The organism is Mycolicibacterium baixiangningiae (assembly GCF_016313185.1).
GTDB lineage: Bacteria > Actinomycetota > Actinomycetes > Mycobacteriales > Mycobacteriaceae > Mycobacterium > Mycobacterium baixiangningiae.
Genome location: NZ_CP066218.1, coordinates 538,194 through 555,310, shown reverse-complemented (window position 1 = coordinate 555,310; position 17,117 = coordinate 538,194). Strand labels below are relative to the sequence as shown.

General features: G+C 65.6%; 20 protein-coding genes and 1 pseudogene. 6 read left to right on the top strand and 15 right to left on the bottom strand.

Annotation, left to right across the window (positions count from 1 at the left end):
- Position 1: 1 nt before the first annotated feature.
- Positions 2 to 1,210: an acyl-CoA dehydrogenase family protein gene (locus tag I7X18_RS02600; protein ID WP_193044695.1), complete on the bottom strand. Its 1,209-nt coding sequence runs from the start codon at positions 1,208 to 1,210 to the stop codon at positions 2 to 4.
- A 9-nt stretch (positions 1,211 to 1,219) separates the two neighbouring features.
- The gene (locus I7X18_RS02595) at positions 1,220 to 2,386 is read right to left on the bottom strand and encodes an acyl-CoA dehydrogenase family protein (protein WP_193044696.1); all 1,167 of its coding nucleotides are present in this window, start codon (positions 2,384 to 2,386) and stop codon (positions 1,220 to 1,222) included.
- Between the two features lie 541 nt (positions 2,387 to 2,927).
- On the opposite strand from I7X18_RS02595, the gene I7X18_RS02590 reads away from it, so the two are divergent.
- Both I7X18_RS02590 and I7X18_RS02585 read left to right on the top strand, forming a co-directional pair.
- On the top strand, positions 2,928 to 3,725 hold the full coding sequence (locus tag I7X18_RS02590; protein ID WP_193044697.1) for an enoyl-CoA hydratase-related protein: 798 nt from the start codon (positions 2,928 to 2,930) through the stop codon (positions 3,723 to 3,725).
- A gap of 21 nt (positions 3,726 to 3,746) precedes the next feature.
- Complete coding sequence (locus I7X18_RS02585; protein WP_193044698.1) at positions 3,747 to 4,580, top strand: enoyl-CoA hydratase/isomerase family protein; 834 nt, start codon at positions 3,747 to 3,749, stop codon at positions 4,578 to 4,580.
- A gap of 339 nt (positions 4,581 to 4,919) precedes the next feature.
- Here I7X18_RS02585 and I7X18_RS02580 read toward each other — a convergent pair whose 3' ends face one another.
- The 9 genes and pseudogenes from I7X18_RS02580 to I7X18_RS02545 all read right to left on the bottom strand — a co-directional run bounded on the left by I7X18_RS02580 (position 4,920) and on the right by I7X18_RS02545 (position 11,992).
- Positions 4,920 to 5,351 (bottom strand): VOC family protein, encoded by a 432-nt coding sequence (locus I7X18_RS02580; RefSeq protein ID WP_193044699.1) that lies wholly within the window; start codon positions 5,349 to 5,351, stop codon positions 4,920 to 4,922.
- Positions 5,352 to 5,387: 36 nt separating this feature from the next.
- Complete coding sequence (locus tag I7X18_RS02575; protein WP_232375396.1) at positions 5,388 to 5,903, bottom strand: TetR-type transcription factor C-terminal domain-containing protein; 516 nt, start codon at positions 5,901 to 5,903, stop codon at positions 5,388 to 5,390.
- Between the two features lie 9 nt (positions 5,904 to 5,912).
- Positions 5,913 to 6,080 (bottom strand): annotated as a pseudogene (locus I7X18_RS30035) (hypothetical protein); the annotation flags it as partial.
- A gap of 156 nt (positions 6,081 to 6,236) precedes the next feature.
- Positions 6,237 to 6,731 carry a MaoC family dehydratase gene (locus tag I7X18_RS02570; RefSeq protein WP_193044701.1) on the bottom strand — a complete coding sequence of 165 codons (495 nt, stop codon included), beginning with the start codon at positions 6,729 to 6,731 and terminating at the stop codon, positions 6,237 to 6,239.
- Between the two features lie 2 nt (positions 6,732 to 6,733).
- On the bottom strand, positions 6,734 to 7,735 hold the full coding sequence (locus I7X18_RS02565; RefSeq protein WP_193044702.1) for an acrylyl-CoA reductase family protein: 1,002 nt from the start codon (positions 7,733 to 7,735) through the stop codon (positions 6,734 to 6,736).
- A gap of 933 nt (positions 7,736 to 8,668) precedes the next feature.
- On the bottom strand, positions 8,669 to 9,286 hold the full coding sequence (locus I7X18_RS02560; RefSeq protein WP_193044703.1) for a TetR/AcrR family transcriptional regulator: 618 nt from the start codon (positions 9,284 to 9,286) through the stop codon (positions 8,669 to 8,671).
- A 34-nt stretch (positions 9,287 to 9,320) separates the two neighbouring features.
- Positions 9,321 to 9,545 carry a hypothetical protein gene (locus tag I7X18_RS02555; protein ID WP_193044704.1) on the bottom strand — a complete coding sequence of 75 codons (225 nt, stop codon included), beginning with the start codon at positions 9,543 to 9,545 and terminating at the stop codon, positions 9,321 to 9,323.
- Between the two features lie 173 nt (positions 9,546 to 9,718).
- The gene (locus I7X18_RS02550) at positions 9,719 to 10,609 is read right to left on the bottom strand and encodes an SDR family NAD(P)-dependent oxidoreductase (protein ID WP_193044705.1); all 891 of its coding nucleotides are present in this window, start codon (positions 10,607 to 10,609) and stop codon (positions 9,719 to 9,721) included.
- A gap of 9 nt (positions 10,610 to 10,618) precedes the next feature.
- Positions 10,619 to 11,992 carry an NAD-dependent epimerase/dehydratase family protein gene (locus tag I7X18_RS02545; protein WP_232375395.1) on the bottom strand — a complete coding sequence of 458 codons (1,374 nt, stop codon included), beginning with the start codon at positions 11,990 to 11,992 and terminating at the stop codon, positions 10,619 to 10,621.
- Between the two features lie 53 nt (positions 11,993 to 12,045).
- On the opposite strand from I7X18_RS02545, the gene I7X18_RS02540 reads away from it, so the two are divergent.
- Both I7X18_RS02540 and I7X18_RS02535 read left to right on the top strand, forming a co-directional pair.
- A complete protein-coding gene (locus tag I7X18_RS02540; RefSeq protein ID WP_193044707.1) occupies positions 12,046 to 12,282 on the top strand; it encodes a hypothetical protein in 237 nt (78 codons plus the stop codon).
- A 39-nt stretch (positions 12,283 to 12,321) separates the two neighbouring features.
- Positions 12,322 to 12,501, top strand: a complete 180-nt coding sequence (locus tag I7X18_RS02535; RefSeq protein WP_193044708.1) for a hypothetical protein — start codon at positions 12,322 to 12,324, stop codon at positions 12,499 to 12,501.
- 84 nt (positions 12,502 to 12,585) lie between these two features.
- Here the strand turns inward: I7X18_RS02535 and I7X18_RS02530 are convergent, their stop codons facing one another.
- Positions 12,586 to 13,467 (bottom strand): glycoside hydrolase family 16 protein, encoded by an 882-nt coding sequence (locus tag I7X18_RS02530; RefSeq protein ID WP_193044709.1) that lies wholly within the window; start codon positions 13,465 to 13,467, stop codon positions 12,586 to 12,588.
- A gap of 300 nt (positions 13,468 to 13,767) precedes the next feature.
- Here I7X18_RS02530 and I7X18_RS02525 point away from each other — a divergent pair, with 300 nt between their 5' ends.
- Entirely contained in the window at positions 13,768 to 14,103 is a 336-nt protein-coding gene (locus I7X18_RS02525) for a hypothetical protein (protein ID WP_193044710.1), read from the top strand.
- A 34-nt stretch (positions 14,104 to 14,137) separates the two neighbouring features.
- Here the strand turns inward: I7X18_RS02525 and I7X18_RS02520 are convergent, their stop codons facing one another.
- Positions 14,138 to 14,812, bottom strand: a complete 675-nt coding sequence (locus tag I7X18_RS02520; protein WP_193044711.1) for a VldE C-terminal domain-containing protein — start codon at positions 14,810 to 14,812, stop codon at positions 14,138 to 14,140.
- A gap of 212 nt (positions 14,813 to 15,024) precedes the next feature.
- Here I7X18_RS02520 and I7X18_RS02515 point away from each other — a divergent pair, with 212 nt between their 5' ends.
- Positions 15,025 to 15,243 carry a hypothetical protein gene (locus I7X18_RS02515; protein WP_193044712.1) on the top strand — a complete coding sequence of 73 codons (219 nt, stop codon included), beginning with the start codon at positions 15,025 to 15,027 and terminating at the stop codon, positions 15,241 to 15,243.
- 3 nt (positions 15,244 to 15,246) lie between these two features.
- Here the strand turns inward: I7X18_RS02515 and I7X18_RS02510 are convergent, their stop codons facing one another.
- Together I7X18_RS02510 and I7X18_RS02505 are read right to left on the bottom strand one after the other, a co-directional pair.
- Entirely contained in the window at positions 15,247 to 16,536 is a 1,290-nt protein-coding gene (locus I7X18_RS02510; RefSeq protein WP_193044713.1) for a DUF7159 family protein, read from the bottom strand.
- Between the two features lie 97 nt (positions 16,537 to 16,633).
- Positions 16,634 to 17,110 carry a hypothetical protein gene (locus I7X18_RS02505; RefSeq protein ID WP_193044714.1) on the bottom strand — a complete coding sequence of 159 codons (477 nt, stop codon included), beginning with the start codon at positions 17,108 to 17,110 and terminating at the stop codon, positions 16,634 to 16,636.
- Positions 17,111 to 17,117 lie beyond the last annotated feature (7 nt).

Below are 17,117 nucleotides of genomic sequence, written 5' to 3'. Positions count from 1 at the left end.
GCTAGCTCCTCGGCAGTCCGAGCACGCGCTCGGCGACGATGTTGCGCTGGATTTCGCTGGTGCCCCCATAGATCACGCTACCGAGCGCCGTGAAATACGTTGTCTGCCAGGACGCTGTGTGCAGGGGATCGGCGCCGGGCTCGTCGGAATAGTAGGCCGGGCCCGGCCTGCCTTCGGCGACCAGACCATCACTGCCTAGGACTTCCATTCCCAGCGTCGAGGACTGCACGTGGTACTCGGACCAGACCAGCTTGGCGATAGAACTCTCCGGCCCGGGCTGCATGCCTTTCACCCAGCTGCTGACGTTCCGCAGACCCAGAAGACGCATGGCACTGAGGCGCGCCTGGCACTCGGCGACGCCCACACGGACCTTCGGATCATCGGAAAGACCCCGTTCGTCGATGAGCGCCACCAGGCGATCCAGCTCGGCCGAAAAGCGTAGCGGCAGCACCACAGCGGTTTCGCCACGCTCGTGTCCGAGCAGACTCATCGCAACTTTCCAGCCGTCGCCGACCTCGCCGACGACGTGGCCCCGCTCGGTGACCGCCTGCGTGAAGAAGGTCTCGCAGAATTCGCTGTCGCCTGTGATCATCTTGATCGGCCGCAACTCGACGCCCGGCTGGTCGATGGGAATCAGCATCATCGTGAGGCCATGGTGGCGAACGCTGCCCGGTTCAGTACGGACCAGGGCGAAGATCCAGTTCGCCTTCAACCCGTCGGACGTCCAGATCTTCTGGCCGTCGACCACCCAGTGGTCGCCCTCCAAGGTGGCCTTCGTCCGGACATTCGACAGGTCCGAGCCGGCGTCGGGCTCCGAGAATCCCTGACAGAACACGATCTCTTTGCTCAGGATTCGCGGCAGGAAGTAATCCTTCTGCTCGGGTGTGCCGTGCTCGAGCAGTGTGTTTCCGAGCATGTCCACGGAAAATTCGTCGTTCGCGTCCCCGGTGGGAACGCCCGCCAGGGCGAATTCTTCGGCCAGGACGACGCGTTCCTCCGGGCTCAGACCCGCGCCGCCGTACTCCGTGGGCCATGCCGGCGCGAGCAGCTTGTGCTTCGACAGCAGCGCTGTCCAGTCCTTGAGGAACGATGTGTGCGTGTCGCCGGCGAGAGCGCCGATCCCGCGCCAATCTTGCGGGACGTTGTCTTTCAGGAATTCGCGCACCTGTTCGCGGTACGCCTCGGCTTCTGCGCTGAAGGTGATATCCATGTCGGTCCTTTACGAGTGGGCGTTCTGGCGTGCGGCTTCCGAATTACGTCGCCTGCTGGCGAACGTGCGGGAAGCAATCTCGTCGCGAATCGAATCGTTGCTCTGACCGAAGTACCGCAGGCTCGTCGCACGCTTGAAGTAAAGGTGGATCGGGTGTTCCCAGGTGTATCCGATCCCACCGAAGATGCTGATCGCGGATCGCGTGGACTGAAGATAGCTTTCCGTGGCGACCAGCTTTGCTTCGAGCAATGTCGATTCCACGTCATCAACAGAGGCAGATTCCTGCGTAGACAACCATGCCGCATACCACAGCAACGACCGGGAGATCTCCAGTTCGGTGTACATGTCGGCCATCCGGTGCTTCAGCGCTTGGAAGGTGCCGATGACCTTGCCGAACGCCTTGCGCTCCTTGGCGTACTGCACCGAGAGGTCAAGCGCGCGCTGTGCACCGCCGACTGCCTCTGCGGCGGCGAACAGCAGCGCGTATCGACGCGCTGTTCGGCTCACGGCAGTAGCGTCATCGCCCCTGACGACCACGCGCGCGCGCACGTCGGAGAACTCGACATCGCCCTCGCGGCGGGTCGGGTCCAACATTGCGTGCATTTTGAGGCGCACACCGAGTGCATCGGCGGGGGCGGCCACCACGGCGACGCTCTCGCCGATTCCGGCCAGCACGAGCAAGGTGGTCGCATGTTGCGGGGTCAGGATCCGATGCGCGGTCCCGTTCAGCCGCACCTTTCCCTGGTCGTCTTCAGTTGCTTCGACACTCGGTCGCCCCTGGTGGCCATCGAAAATGTCTGGAGCCACCGCTACGATTTCCGTGCCGTCCGCGATGGAGCCCAGTAGCTGGGCGGCCAACGGCGAGGTCTTGGCCGCGTCGAGGATGGGCACCGCCAGCCCGATACACGGAGCCAGTGGGCCGGGCACGGCGCCCGCGCCGAGCTCTTCGATCGCTGCCATTAGTTCGAGGTTGCTTGCGCCCATGCCACCGAAGTCTTCGGGCACGTTCAGGCTTTGCAGCCCGAGCTTCGCGGCGGCCGCGTTCCACAGCTCCTTGCTGAACCCGGCGTCGCTCTCAATCTGGGATAGCACGTCGAGCGGACTCGCATACCTTTCGACGAAGGCTCGGATGGACCGCTGGAGCTCTAGCTGCTCCTCGCTCAGTTCGAATTGCATCCGCCCATTCCTTCCACTTGTTCCATGGACGCCTCAGTTGAGTGTCGACCGACGGCTCCAACTGCGATTGCGCATTTGTCAGACCGGATCCGGCGGGGTCACCCTGTCGGTGGGCGCCCCTGACCCTTCCGCTCTCGATCGAGCGATCGATGGATACTGTAACCGCCTGCAAAAGACCGGTCAACAAGCAGGGGTTGCGGCGCCCGCCTCCCTCCGCGCGTCGCCCTGGGCCTCTTTCCAGGCCGGTGCGCGCGCGTCGTGTTCGTCCCAATTCCGAGCTCGAGCCATCGCAATGATCGCCCGACCCCGCGGGCAGTAACGGCCAGCGCTTCGCGCGGGCGTGCTCTGCCGGATCAGCACCTGGGGTCTGCATCGCCTCCGCGACTCCCGGTCGATCCGAACAAGACGGCCACGTAGAAGCCCCATCACTTGGTTGACACTTGCCGCAAGCGCCGTGCACTATGGGGTCGATCGAACGATCGAATGATAGAACGTACGCTCCGACCAGGCGAAAGCCGGCGACAGACCAAGAAAGGCTGTGATGGCCCCGAACTTCGATGACGTGCTGTATGACGTCTCAGACGGAATCGCGACGATCACCATCAATCGGCCGGAGGTACTCAACGCCTTCCGTGTCAAGACAGTCAATGAGCTGATCAGCGCATTCCGACTTGCTGACAGCGATCCCCGTGTCGGTGCCATCATCTTGACGGGCGCCGGCGATCGAGCCTTCTCCGCGGGTGGCGATCAAAAAGAGCGTCAACACACCGGCCAGGAGCGGGACGTAGAGACCGGTGAGCTGGCACGCGACCAAGATCTTCATGCCGCAATCCGAGGCGCGGGCAAGCCTGTCATCGCTGCGGTGAACGGATACGCGATTGGGGGCGGCCACGTACTGCACGTGCTCTGCGACCTGAGTATCGCGTCCGAGAACGCAATCTTCGGCCAGGTCGGGCCGAAGGTTGGCAGTTTCGATGCGGGCTTGGGGACCATCTATCTCGCGCGTGTCGTCGGTGAAAAGCGTGCCCGCGAAATGTGGTACCTGTGCCGTCGATACAGCGCACAAGAAGCACTGGACATGAACCTGGTGAACAAGGTCGTGCCGCTCGAAAGCCTGATGGATGAAGCGCGCGCGTGGGCTGCAGAAATCGTGGAGAAGAGCCCGACGGCCATTCGGTTCCTGAAGCACTCGTTCAATTCCGACACCGCGAGTGCCACAGGCACCTCCGCGATGGCTTTTGCTGCTCTGGAGCTCTACCAGATGACAGATGAAGCGACAGAAGGTAACCGTGCCTTCAACGAGAAGCGACCGGTCGACTACGCGCCTTACCGACGCTGATCAACCGAGAAAAGGCAAAACATGACCACGCAACTAGCCGTCGACGAGAACGCGGTCCTCGTCGACGTCAGCAACCACATCGCGACCATCACGCTGAACCGACCACGGAAACTGAACGCCATCAACAAGGCGGTGATCACCTCTCTGGGTGACGCGTTGCGGCAGGCGGAGGCGGACGACGATGTCCGGGTGGTGGTGATCACCGGTGCCGGCGGGAACTTTTCGGCCGGCTACGACATCGCCAACAGCTCGGTCGTCGCCTCACCCGACGCCGCCACTGCTCATCATTACCTGTCCGCTGAGGCCGCTCTTACGATGCAGTTGTGGGGCTTGGCTAAGCCGACGATCGCTGCGGTGGACGGATGGTGCCTCGCCGGCGGATTCGACACTGTCCTCGCATGTGACATCGTCGTCGCCAGCGAGCGCGCCCAGTTCGGCATGCCCGAGATCCGTTACGGCTCCGGGCCAGTCACTCTGCTATTGCCGTACATGGTCGGCCAGAAGCTATCCAACGAGATCTTCTTCACCGGTGACTCGTTCACCGCCTCACAGGCCAAGGACATGGGATTGGTGAATCGTGTCGTGGCCGATGATGAGCTGCAGAAGGCGGTCAACGAGCTCGCAGCAAAGATCGTCCCGACGCCGCTGCCAATCCTGAAGTTTACCAAGCTGGGCCTGCTCCGAGCGTACGAGTCAATGGGCCTGCGCCAGGGAGTCCAGGCGAATCTTGATCTATCGGCCATCCTCAACAAGGCCGTCACCGAAGAGGGCGCGGAGTTCTTCCGCATCGTCGAACAGGATGGTCTCGGCGCAGCCTTGAAGTGGCGCGACAAGCGTTACGGGACAACCGCATAGCTGGACCGCCTTTCGCAGTGGCGCTGGTGCGTCCAGCGCCACGGGCGGCTACTCGTATCCGGCTCACGTGTCTGCCAACGACGCCAGCGCCGGGCCGGATCGAGTAGTCGCCCGTCGCGCACTGGTTGAACTCGGCGTTCAGTGCGCTGGACCAGTGGTCCATACGTGCGTCCGTGAGGCGAGTGGAACATCGTCGCGCCCAGCCGATCGAGACGATGCGACCTCATCGGCGCCGGCACCAGGCAGCGTACGGGGCATTCGCGGCTGCGCATGCGAGTACGGCGCAGTCTTCACCTCACTACCGGCGCAGCGGCTGAGGCGTAGCCGGCCTCTGACAATCTACGACGTGGCCATGTCGGCGAGCTGCACGAGTGTGCCGCACGTGCTCCGCGGATGTAGAAAGCACTCGTTCCAACCGGATTGCCTGCGCACTCCGAAGACTTGGTAGCCGGCCGCTGAGCAGGCCGCCGCGGCCACGTTGACGTCATCGACCAGAAACGTCACGTGGTGGAGTCCGCCCTCGGGGTTTCGACGGAAGAAGGAGTCGAAGAACGTCGATTGCGTTGAGGGCTCCATCAATTCGACTTTGGTTCCGTCCTTGAAACCTACGTGGATTACCCGAAAGCCGTAGTCGGGATCGTCTTCACCGGTGTAGATGATCTGGCCGCCCAGCACTTCGATGTAGAGCGGTGTCAGATCTGCGATCCGCGGCGCGGCGATCGCCACATGATCGAAAACCGCACCAGTGACTGGCAACTCGTACAACGTCATTCACACTCCAATCAACACGAGAACTAGTGCCCTCGATCATTGGTTCGCCGCATCTGATCGACGTTGCGGCGAACCACTACGGTGCCGTCCTCGGTCGTTGGCGATACCGTGAAGAAATGTAGCCGACAGGCTGTCGGCGATATCACTGAGATCGCACCGGCCGTGAGGGTCGTACCAGGTCGCGACGCTGTTCGTCATCCCGAACAAGGCGTTTCCAGTGACGGAACGGTCCTGGAAGGAGAACTCCCCTGATTTCTTCCCCGCATCGAGGACGGCGCAGAACAGCCTCGTGTACGCGTCGCGCAGTCCGATGATCCTTCTGCGTGGATCCGGTTCCAAGGAGCGGATTTCGGTGTCGGTGATGAGTATCTCTTTGCGACGCCGGCCGTGGAACATGACGTGGGCACGGATTGTTGCCCTCAACTGATCTGCGGGTGACTCATGTTGCGCTACTGCGGCGCCGACGAGGTCGATGAGTTCCGTTAGCGTGGATTCAGCGATATCGACCAGGACGGCCTGCTTGCTGGGATAGTAGTAGTACAGCGTGGACATCTGAACCCCGACAGTATCGGCGATGTGGCGCAACGACGTTCCGTGAAAACCCCGCTCGAAGAGTAAGTCGACACAAGCCAACCGCACGCTTGCTCCGGTTCCTTTGGAAGTGTCGCCTGCTCGCCTGGCGGTTTCGCGAGCGCCCGGGCCGGGTGCCGTCGTTTCGTTTGCTGTCATCGACAAGGGCAAGCTGTCGTGGGTCGGCCGGCCACCATGTGTGGCCGTCCCCGACTGCGGTCCTGCTCGCGCGCTGACAGGGCGTTCAGTCTCCGGCCGGAAGTGGCAAAGGCGTTATGGCGCAGAGCTTCCGGAGACAGATGAGCTGTCATGTCGTTAGTGGACACCGCCGGCTCGTGCACGAGCGGTGCCGTCTTCGCGTGGAACCAAGATCGACACGACCTCTGCGACGCACGCCGGTTTGGCGCTTCCCTCGATCTCGACCGTTGCTTTGATGACGGTGCGCAATCCCGTCGGTGCAGACTCGGCGCTGAGGAGCTCCGCGCGCATGCGGACCCGCGTACCTGACGGCACCGGCTCGAGGAAGCGCACTCGCTCGGAGCCGTAGTTGATGCCCATCTCGAGGTCTTCGACAACGTAGATCTGCTCTTCGAGCCCGGCGATAAGGGAGAGCGTCAAGTACCCGTGGGCGATGGTGGTGCCGAACGGGCCGTCCTTCGCGCGGTGAGGGTCGACGTGGATCCACTGGTGGTCGCCAGTGGCGTCGGCGAACTTGTCGATGTCGGCTTGGGTGATCGTATGCCAGCCGCTGACACCAATCTCTTCCCCGACTACTTGTGCGAGCGCCGTGACGGTGGGAAACCTTCTCATCGTCAAACCCGCTCGAGCTGAACGAGTGTGCGACCGAGCGCGCGACCCGCCAGGACGGCATCGAGCGCCTCAGGTAGCTCGCTGAGACCGACGACTCGCCCGGCCAGCGCGTCGAACTGCTGAGCGTGCATGGTGTCAGCGATCCAGTGCCAGATGGTGCGGCGGCGGTCGATGTCACATGCGACCGAATCAATGCCGTGGAGCCGGACCCCGCGCAAAATGAAGGGAAACACCGTCGTGCCGAGCTTGGGTCCACCAGTGTTGCCGCTGGCGGCGACGATGCCCCCGTAGCAGGTGCTCGCCAGCGCGGCATGCAGCGTGGACCCGCCAACGCTGTCGACTACCCCGGCCCAGGTCTCCTTACCGAGCGGTTTGGCATCGGCCGGCAGTCGGTCAATGACAGTTCCCGCGCCGAGAGACTTCAGCCAGTCTTCGCGGTCGCGACGACCGGTGCTTGCCACGACGTCGTAGCCGAGATTGGAAAGCAGGGTTACCGCGAAGCTGCCAACTCCCCCGGTCGCTCCGGTGACCAGGACAGGGCCCAGGTCAGGGCTGATGCCGCCGTCACGCAATGCAGCCACCGACAGCGCTGCGGTGAAACCTGCGGTTCCGGTGACCATGGCGTGTCGGGCGTCGAGAGCCGCCGGACGTGGAACAACCCACCCAGCGGGCACCGTGGCGTACTGCGAGAAGCCACCGTGACGGGCGACTCCCAGTTCGTACCCGTGCGCGAGTACTTGGTCGCCAACGGTCAGCCCAGAACTTCCCGGGTCGACCACTTCGCCGGCGAGGTCAATCCCGGGGATGAGGGGCGAGATTCGGGCAACTCGGCCCTCGGCGGTCGACGCCAAGCCGTCCTTGTAGTTGATGCTCGACCATGCGACGCGAACACGCACCTCGCCATCTGCGAGGGGTTCGGCCGTGACCTCACGGGTGTCACGATAGAACTCGCCGGAGTCGTCCTTGCCAACTTGAAACGCCTTGTAGCTGGCGGTGGTGCTCACGTATTTCTCCTTACTGGGTGCGGGCGGCGTGGGGAGCCCGGATATGGCGCGAGAGGTTCGGTCCTCGTGCCCGCGATATGGTCGTGATGGTTACGGAAACAGGCTGATTCGTGGCGGTTAGTGGGCAACCGAATGGTCTCGATGGCTTTGCCTTAAGGAGCTCGACGTTGGCATGGACCTCGAGGTCGTCTTGGCATCACGCGAACGGGTATGCCGCGCACCCCTGATCGTGTCCATTCGATCGTTCGATCGACTCTAGCTCGTCGGGTGGCAGGTGGTCAATCGCGGAGATTGGGCCCCATGCCTGCAGCAATGCCCTCCAGCGAGCCGTCGCCGTACCTGTTCGCCGATGGTCTGATTCGGACACGCGGCTGCGTCACTCCGAACACGGATCTGCCACGCCTGGGTGTCTGCGGGCGGCGTATGCGGGGAACCCATAGCGAGACAGTGATGGGTTGGGTGCGCAGGGGCAGCCAGAGCTCCACTGTCACCAGTCCCGAACGTGTCGAAAAGGGGTTCGACGGCGAGCGCGTGACGGTGGGCGCTGAGGCAGTGCGGTTCCCTTGCACCGGTCTCGGTCCCTCCGATCCACCCCGTCGGTAGCGCATCGACAGCGAGTTCCGGGTGCCGGCCAACTGACAACACCCAATCGTTCGTTCGATAGGCATGTCTGAGCCTACGACGGCCCGCGCGCCTCAGTCAACGGCTGGGAGTGAAGCGATCTTCCCTACCGGCCAGCCACATTCGCCGACGCGATTTAATCGGCACTGCGACGGAGATGCACAGCAACCGCGCCCGGGGTCACTCGAATGCGCTGGAGGGGAGAACGTTTCATTGCCGCGCCACGCCTCGACTTGCCCGAACTGGACGAAGTTGTGGTCTGCTGTCTTGCTGCCCGGGAACACTCTTGGTATCACCCGAACATCGCAGTACTCAGCGACTCTGCTTCGCCTGAGGCGCTCCGATGCCGTTGATGACCAGTTCGCCGATGTAATCGGCGATGGCACTCAATGTCAGACGGCCTTCAGGCCGGTACCACAGCGGTACGGAGTTGATCATGCCGAACATCGCCGACATAGCCACGGGCACGTCCTTGATTGCGAAGTCGCCGTCCGCGACCCCTTGCTTGTAGAGCACCGCGAACATCTGGCTATACGCGTCGCGTTTGCCGACGATCAACTCTCGCCCGAGCGGCTCGAGTGATCTCAGCTCCGAGTCCGTGATGAAGATTTCTTTGCTCCGCTCAGCGTGATACATCACGTGCGCTCGAACTCCGGCGAGAAGTTTTTCCCTCGTAGACCTGGCGGAGTAGACCGCTGCGGTGACCTGTTCGGTGAGCTCATCCATTGTCGCGGACATGAGTTCCACAAGTAGCGATTGCTTACTGGGGTGATAGTGGTAGAGCGTTGACATCTGGACGCCGACCACACGGGCGATATCTCGCAAACTGGCGCCGTGATAGCCGCGCTCCGACCACAGGTCGACGGCGGCTGCCGTGATCCGGGACCGGGTGGAAGTATCGGGTACCGCGGCGGTCTTTGCTGGTGGCATACTCGGGCTGCCTTCCTGTGGGTCCCGGCCCATGTTACCGGTCGTTCGATCCAACGGAGCCAACCTTGCCGGCGGGCAGGGCGACTCCCACGTCCAGAAGATATTTGTCGTCCCGTCGGCCCAGCTGATACAGCGATCCATGCCGCATTCGCACGGTGGCGACGTACGCGATCAACCATGCCAGACCGGCCATCTGGGCGAAGGCGACACGGGTCTCGAAGAATCCCTCGGTGCTGGCGAGCATCGCGACGGCAACCATGACGAACGTGACGCCACAGAGCCCCGCGACCGCGACAGTCGGTGCGTGGTGGGTCCAATCAAATGCGTGCAGCAATCAGGGCAGCAATCCGTCGACACCGCCCGACGCGGCCACCCGCGATGCGTCGGTGGCGAATACGACGAGGGATCCGGGAACCGCGAGAGTCAACAGGCCTACCTGGGCCGACTCTCATCGGCCGCCATGCGCAGATCCCGCGCGAACGCGTTGCCCTCGGTCGCCTCCGTCGACTCGGACGTGAAAGCGACGGCACGCAGGAACGGTCCGACCAGAGCGTCGTAGAGCGACGGAAACAGGCGGTACATCGCGATGGCGGGCCGGTTGGCCAACCCCACCTGCCGCTCACTGGAGCGTTGACGATCGGTGGCACGCACGATCGCCGACACGACGGTCGACGGCTTGACCGCCAACGGCGGGACCTGCGGCGTGCGGCCGTAGTAGTTGCTCGCAGTGCGGAAGACCGGGGTGTCGACCGGTCCCGGGTAGACGCCATGGATCTTGACGCCAGGCAGGTGGCGATTCTCCTGACGCAACGCCCGAACCAGCCCGTTGAGCGCGAATTTACTTGCCACATAGGCAGATTGGTACGGGACAGCGGTGGTTCCGAGCAGAGAGCCGATCAGCACCAGGTGCCCGCTGCCGCTCGTGTGGAAGCAGCTCAGAGCACATCTCGCCACATTCGCGGCCCCGATGAGGTTCGTCCGAATGATGCTGTCGAAGACTTCGGCGGGCACGTCCTCGAACCGGCCGAAGGCGGTGATCCCGGCCGACTGCACCGCGATGTCGATCCGGCCGAAACGGCGAGCGGCGAGATCGAACAACTCCTCCACCTCGCCGGAGTCGGCGATATCGGTGGGTTGGACCAGCACCGCCTCGGCCCCCGCCGTGCGGCACTCGTCCGCGACTCGCTGCAACGTGTCATCGTTGCGTGCGGCCAGCACCAGTCGCGCCCCACGGCCTGCGTAGCGGATGGCCGTCTCCTCGCCGATGCCGCTGGAGGCGCCTGTCACCACGACCACTTGGGACGCCGCCGCAGAATCATCCATCGTGGGGCATTACCCCCGGGCAGCTGCCGAAAACTCCGCATTGCTAACCAATTTCGCTTTGCGCCGGGTGCTTTCAGACATGCGCAGCACCTGCAAGACGCCGGTGGCGGCAACAGCCGGCCAACCACCGCGCAGCGTGGCGCCCAGCGCGGCGATGACGGCGACCGGCGCGAGCAACGCAACCGGATCGGAGCGCCGCTCCAGCACCCGGTCCAGCGCCATCGGAGTACCGGTGGCGAGGTTGGTCACCACCACCACTGCATCCACCGCGCGTGCGTGGTGCGTGCCGGTGGCGCGCACCAACGCCAGGGCACCCCACAGTGCAAGGGTGACGTCGTGCGCACGATCGATCGCGCCGCGGACGTCCTTGCGAGGCCGCAACTGCCATCCCATGGCAGCGCTGGTGCCGACTGCGCCGTCGGCCAGCCCTTCGATCAACTCCCGCGCGCTCTCGGTCGAGGACCGCGCCGGCGCCCAGCCCAATGTCCGGCGAGCCTTGGACGTATCCATCAGCGGACTCGTGAACGCCACGTCGTACCACCCCGGGGTCAGCGCCACCACACGGACAGCGCTCAAGGCAGCGATGACGGTCCGCACCGCCTGCGGGGGAACATTGACCGGACGTGCGCCGACGAGGCCGGCGAGCGCGGCGGTGTCCAGCACGTCGGCCGCGATGTTGAACGATCCCCGGGCCTGCTGCGTGGTCAGCCGGACCACCGCGTCGCCGACGTCGTCGGCGTGGACGAACTGCAGTTTCAGCCGCGCGGGCAGCGGCAGGACGGGCAGCTCCCGGCGACGGAGCAGCTCCAGAGCGGACCTCGGTACCACGGGGCCCAGGTACAACGACTTGATCAGCCACGCCGCCTCGCGCTGCACCACGACGGTCGGACGGAACCGCGAGACGGTGACGTCGGGGTGGTCGCGCTCGAAGTCGTCGAGAATCCGCTCCACCATCACCTTGTGCCGGCTGTAGACCGAGGTGGGCTGGCCGGTGGTGGGCCAGTCCTCGGTGACCGGTTCCCCTGATCCGGGCGCGTAGATGCCCAGACTGGACGCGTAGACCAGCTGCCGCACCCCGGCAGCCGTCATGGCTGTCAACAGTGCTTGTGTGCCAACCACATTCGCCCGGTACAGGTAGTTCTCGTCGCGCACCGGCTGGACGGCCAAGGCCAGATGGATGACGGCGTCCGCGCCTCGCAGGGCGGCACCCAGGTCCGCGTCGGCGTTCGGTGCGGACAAATCGACGGCGTGCCAACGGACCCGCTCGTAGGGCTGGCCGTGGGTGGGAGGGCGCCGGCACACTCCGACGACCTCGGTGTCCGGCAGCTTCGATGCAAGCGCGCGCAGGACGCCTGTTCCCACATTGCCCGACGCACCGGTCACCACTAATCGCGAAGGTTCAGCTGACATGTGGCCAGGACTTCCGTTCTTGCCGGGTGGCGCCGCTTACCCGCGGTGCGAATCACCAAACCCTCGGCAAGAGCCCCGACTACGGCGCCGGTGGCGGAGCCGTCACCGTCACCGTCGTCGTACTCGTGATGGTGCTGGTCGTCGTGCTCGTGACCACGCTGGTCGACGTGCTCGGCTCGGCCGTCGTGGTCGCCGTGGTCGGCGGTGGCGTGCTGGTCTCGGTGATCGTCACCGTCTCGGTCTCGGTCTCGGCCGGCGTTTGAGTTGTCGCCGGTGCAGTCGTCGCCGTCGGGGTGATAGGCGTGAGCGTGGCCGTCGGGGTGCCGTCGGCGTCTTCTGAATCCGAACCGAAGACGGCCCAGACGATCAACACCAGCAGCAGCGTGACCAACACTCCCGCGGCGAACATCGCCGCCGGTGCGCGGTACCACGGCACGCGCTCCTCCGGAGGGGGGCCGGGTGGTCGAGGCTGGCCGCCATAGCCCCCTGCGGGATCGGAATAGTAGCCGCGGTCATCCGGCGGGCCGAAGTTGGACATGGGACTCCGATGCTGTTGTGGGGTCGGGCTAGAAGACCCTGATCCAGTCGACCAGCATCTCCGCCGGGTAGTTACCTCCGGCGGGCTCACGGCCGCCGGAGCCACCGACGGCGATGTTGAACACCGGGGCCATCGTGTAGCCCGGATCGTTGAACGGCCAGTCGGGCAAGGAGTTCGACGCCACCGTGAAGAACGGCTCCATCCCCGGCTGGTAGTCCTTCCAGAAGTACATGCCTGCCGGCTGCCAGGTCATACGCCAGGTATGCCAATCCCCGTCGACCGGGTGTTTGTTGGTCTGGAACTGCGTGCCGTCCAACCGCGCGTGCACGGTGGTGCCCGACGGCCAGTCCCGGTTGCCGTACCACTCCACGAGGTCGACTTCACCGCCACGCACGGGGTTCTCGTTGACCAACCAGAACGCCGGCCAGGCGCCGTCGGTCAGGCAGTTCAGCTTGATGCGCGCTTCCCATGTCGTCCCGACGCCACCGCGCCAGTTGCCGATGATCTTCGCGCTGGCGTACTTCTCCTGGATGTTCGCGCCCTCACCGCGGGTGGCGCGGATGACGAGATTGCCGTTGCCGTCCTGGAAGACGTGCTCCTGGTCGGTGACATAGCGGCCCATGTTGAAGGGCTTGTCCCATTCGTGAGGGTTCCGGATGGTCTCGCGGGCCGGGACGATGAACCACGACGCCGGGTCCGGCGGCGAACCTGCCGGGCCGTTGAACTCGTCGGCGAACAACAGTCCAGCTCCGGGCTGCGCGACGGCAGCGGGCTCCCCCAGCACACCTGGTCCGGGAGGCGGTCCCGGTGGCGCATCCCCGATCACCGGCTGGGCCCCGGCCTTCGGAAGTGGCAGGGCGGCAGCCGCCACTCCGAACCCCAACATCAACATTGCGCGGCGACGATCCATGCTTGGCACCCTCAAACCGTAAACGGAGGGGGCATGCTTTCGGGTGCCAAACCCGCCGATCTCTCTCGGATACTCGACGACGGCGGTCAAGGGCCACATCCACTGTTGGAGATTCCAGACGACGGGCGCTTCGCTCGACTCCTCGGTGAGGACTGACCGGAGTGGTCGCCCACCACAGCCATTGCGTTCAGCGACGGACGATTCGAGTAGCCGACTACTCACGCCAAGGGTCCATGGTGTCGGCCAACATTGCGACCGCAGACCTCAAGGTCATGCCACCAACACCGAAGGAGCAGGAACATGGCAAGGACGATTCGAGTTTTCTGGCGCGACCAGAAGTCAGGGTGGTTCAACTTCAACTGGAACGGTGTCATCACGCCGCAGTCCGTGGTTCACATTTCAGCGTGCGAAGCCGGCTTTCCCGAGAACAACCTCTTCGGCGCCGAGGGCGCATTCCGGTTCCGGGGCGCCGCGCCCATCTACGTGAAGAATGTCCATCCGCATGGCCCCAACCCGGGGGACACGATCACCGGGGGTGTGGAGTTCTACCTCGACATCGATTGGGACTCACCGCTGGACGTGGCCACCGACATCACCGTGCTCGACCCACCTGAGGACAAGGTCGTCGTCGGCTAGCGCTAGGTGTTTCCTGCGGCGGAACCCCACCGAATCAGCGGAAGTACATTTCCGAACCGGTGGGGTATCCGCCGCCGGTCGTGGTGATGTGGACGTGGTCGAAGTGCCCGTTACCCGAGCCTCGCGGACCGTTGGGCGTGTAGTAGACGCCCCGCCAGATCGCGTCCTGCATCCCGAAGCGCTCGGCGTTCTTGATCACGTACGCGACGATCTGGTTGCCGATCGCGATGCCCTCGGCGCTGCCGGGATTGGGAATCATCACGTCGAGTGCCAGACCGTTCGGGTGCCACCGGAGCGCGTCGGAACGCACGCCGCCGATCTGCTGGATCTCGGGGAACACTGCGCTGATCGCGCGGGCGGCGAGGATCGTCTTGACCTGCAGACCCCGTTCCGGGGCCACCCCGACCGGCAGAGCCCGGTACGAGGCGCGGTCCGCCACCTTCCAGCTCGCGACGGACACCGTCCGGGCCGGCGCCACTTTCAGGTCGGCCGGCCCGCCGACCGATCCCGAGGCCACGACCTCGAGGTTGTACGGCAGAACCTCCGGCACGGGCGGTGGGGTCGGCGCGGGCGCAGCAACGGGTTCGGTGTCCCGGTGTACGTCTGCCCCGGCTGCCAGCACCACGGCCGCGGGGGCGGCCAGCAGTGCGAGCACGAGCGATGACGACGAGATCCGCCGCTGCTCACTGGGCTTGGAGTGCCTACCCACGCGAGCACTCTACGAAATAACTCGCGTTATGTCACGGGGGGGTCACGGAATGGTGACGAAGCGGGGTTCAGGGGGCTATCGCCGGCCGCGCAGGGACCGCTTCGCCAGGAGCGAGGGGCCGTCACGTCAACAGTGTCATCGGCCCCAGTGGCCCGGCGGGACGCCGTAGAACGGCCCCGGGATCTTCTCGAGCCGCGCCTACTCTCGAATTCGTGCGGCCCGCCACTGCCTTGAGCATCGTCTCGGCCATCCTGATCGTGAAGGCCATCCTGATCGGGTGGGTCACCTGGGGACGCGCGCAGATGCTGGGCATCGAAGCACCCGCCGGTCACGCCGGGCTGACCATCGCCACAGTGGCGCTGGCGGTTGCCCTGGTGTGCGCGGGCGCCGGACTGGTGCTGAGCCGCCACGACCGCGGTGAGGGCGCGTAGTTCCTACGGAACCTGATATTGCGGTTCGTGGAAGCGGTTGATGAGCGGAAGGCGCTCGATGATCCGGTCGCGCAACCGTGGCTGCTGCGGGGCGACGGGCGGTACGTAACCGGGGGCTTGCGGCGCCGTGTACGCCGGGGCGACGGGGGCGGGCGGCACGTAACCCGGCTGCGGGGCGACATAGGCCGGCGCGGGCGGCACGTACACCGGCGGGGCCGGCGGCACGTAGACGGGCGCGGGTGGCGGTGCGACCTCGGGTGCGTCGTACACCGGCGCCACCTCGGGCTGGGGGGCCGGGGCCGCGGGAACGTCGACAACCGGGACGACCTCGGGCGGGGGTGCCGGCGGAGCCTCCGGAGGAGGAGGTGGCGGGGCGGCGGGTTTCGGCGCTTCGGGGAGTGCCTCGGCGACGGGTGCAACGGCGACCTTGGGCTGATCCGAGGCGCTGGCGACCTGGCGGGTCGCCTCATCGTCCGAGCGCATCTGCGGCGTCAACTGCAGACCGAGGGCGACCGACAGCGAGACGACGAACGTGACCACGGCGGCGACCAGCACGGACGTCAGTGCCGGAATCCGCCACGTCAGCCACGACTGCGGCTCGTCACTGGCCACCTGGGCCAGAACCATGGGCGCGTCGACGCCCACCGAGCCCTGCGCCGCCGCCAGTGCCGCACCGCGGGCCAACGCCAGGTCCGCCTCGGCGGCGGAGAGCACCGGCACCGCCACGCGCCCGTCGAGCGCAGCGACCACGGCGTCGACGTCGTCGGCCGAGCCCAGCACGTACAGCGCCTCGGGGTGCGCGTCGGTCGAATCGACCGTCTCCTGCACGCGGCGCGCGAGCGCGTCGGGTTCGTCGCGCGCGATCTGGTCGACGAGCACGTTGTCGGCGGTGACGACCGCGACGAGCGCGACGTCGGGTTCGGCCAGACAGACCGCCATGTCGTCCTGCGCGGCGAGGTCACCGAGGCCTGCGGCCAGCGCGGCGGCGGCTTCCGCCGGCGTGAGGGCGACGACGGTGTGCACGTCGCTGCCTGTCAGGGCGGTCAGCAGGGCGGCGGCCTGGTCCGTGGCGGCGTCCGTCCACGTCACACCGATGGCGCCCGGCCGCTGTCCGGGGACGGCCGCGTACGGGCCCTCACCGAGCACGGCGCTGACCAGTGCGTCGGCACTGGCGCCGGAGACCGGCATGTCGAGCGTTCCGCTGTCGACGGTTGCGCCGTCGCCGGTCGCGCCTTCGACGAGCACGAAGCGAAGCGCCGTCGATGTCACCGACACGCCGAGTACTAGGTCCACTGATCGATCCCGCTCTGGTTGCACAATTCGGACTGACCCTACCGGTGTGCGGGCGTGGTTCAAGTCCGCCCGGGTGCAACGACCCGTGACCAGCGGATCAGTTCGCCTGCCAGAGGCAGTCGCCGCTGAGGTGAATGGAGAACATCACCGGCAGCACGTCGAACCGCAGCGGTTGCCCCGGCTCGCCTTCGGCCACCTGCGGCGGGCCCACCTCACCGGCGCTCACCACGGCGGTCTGCTCGGCGCGGCACCGGTCGGCCGGATCCTGCGGGATCCCCGTCCACGGACCGGACAGCATCTCCGGGTTGCGCATGCCCTGGCCGTGCAGGTCGAGGCCGTCACCGTGCGACAGCCAGCGGTCGCTGGACGGGTACGGCCCCGCGTAGACCTCCCACCGGCCGCCGCTGCACTGCACGACGGCGCCATCCGCGGTGTCGGACAGGGCGCGATCCACGGCCGGTGGGCAGGGCGTCCCCGGTTGCGTCGTCACCGGCGCGGCGTGTCCCACGGCCGTGGCCGAGAGGCTGAGGACCGCAGCGCTGACGGCCGACGCGGCCACCGTGCTTCGCTTCATATTCCGA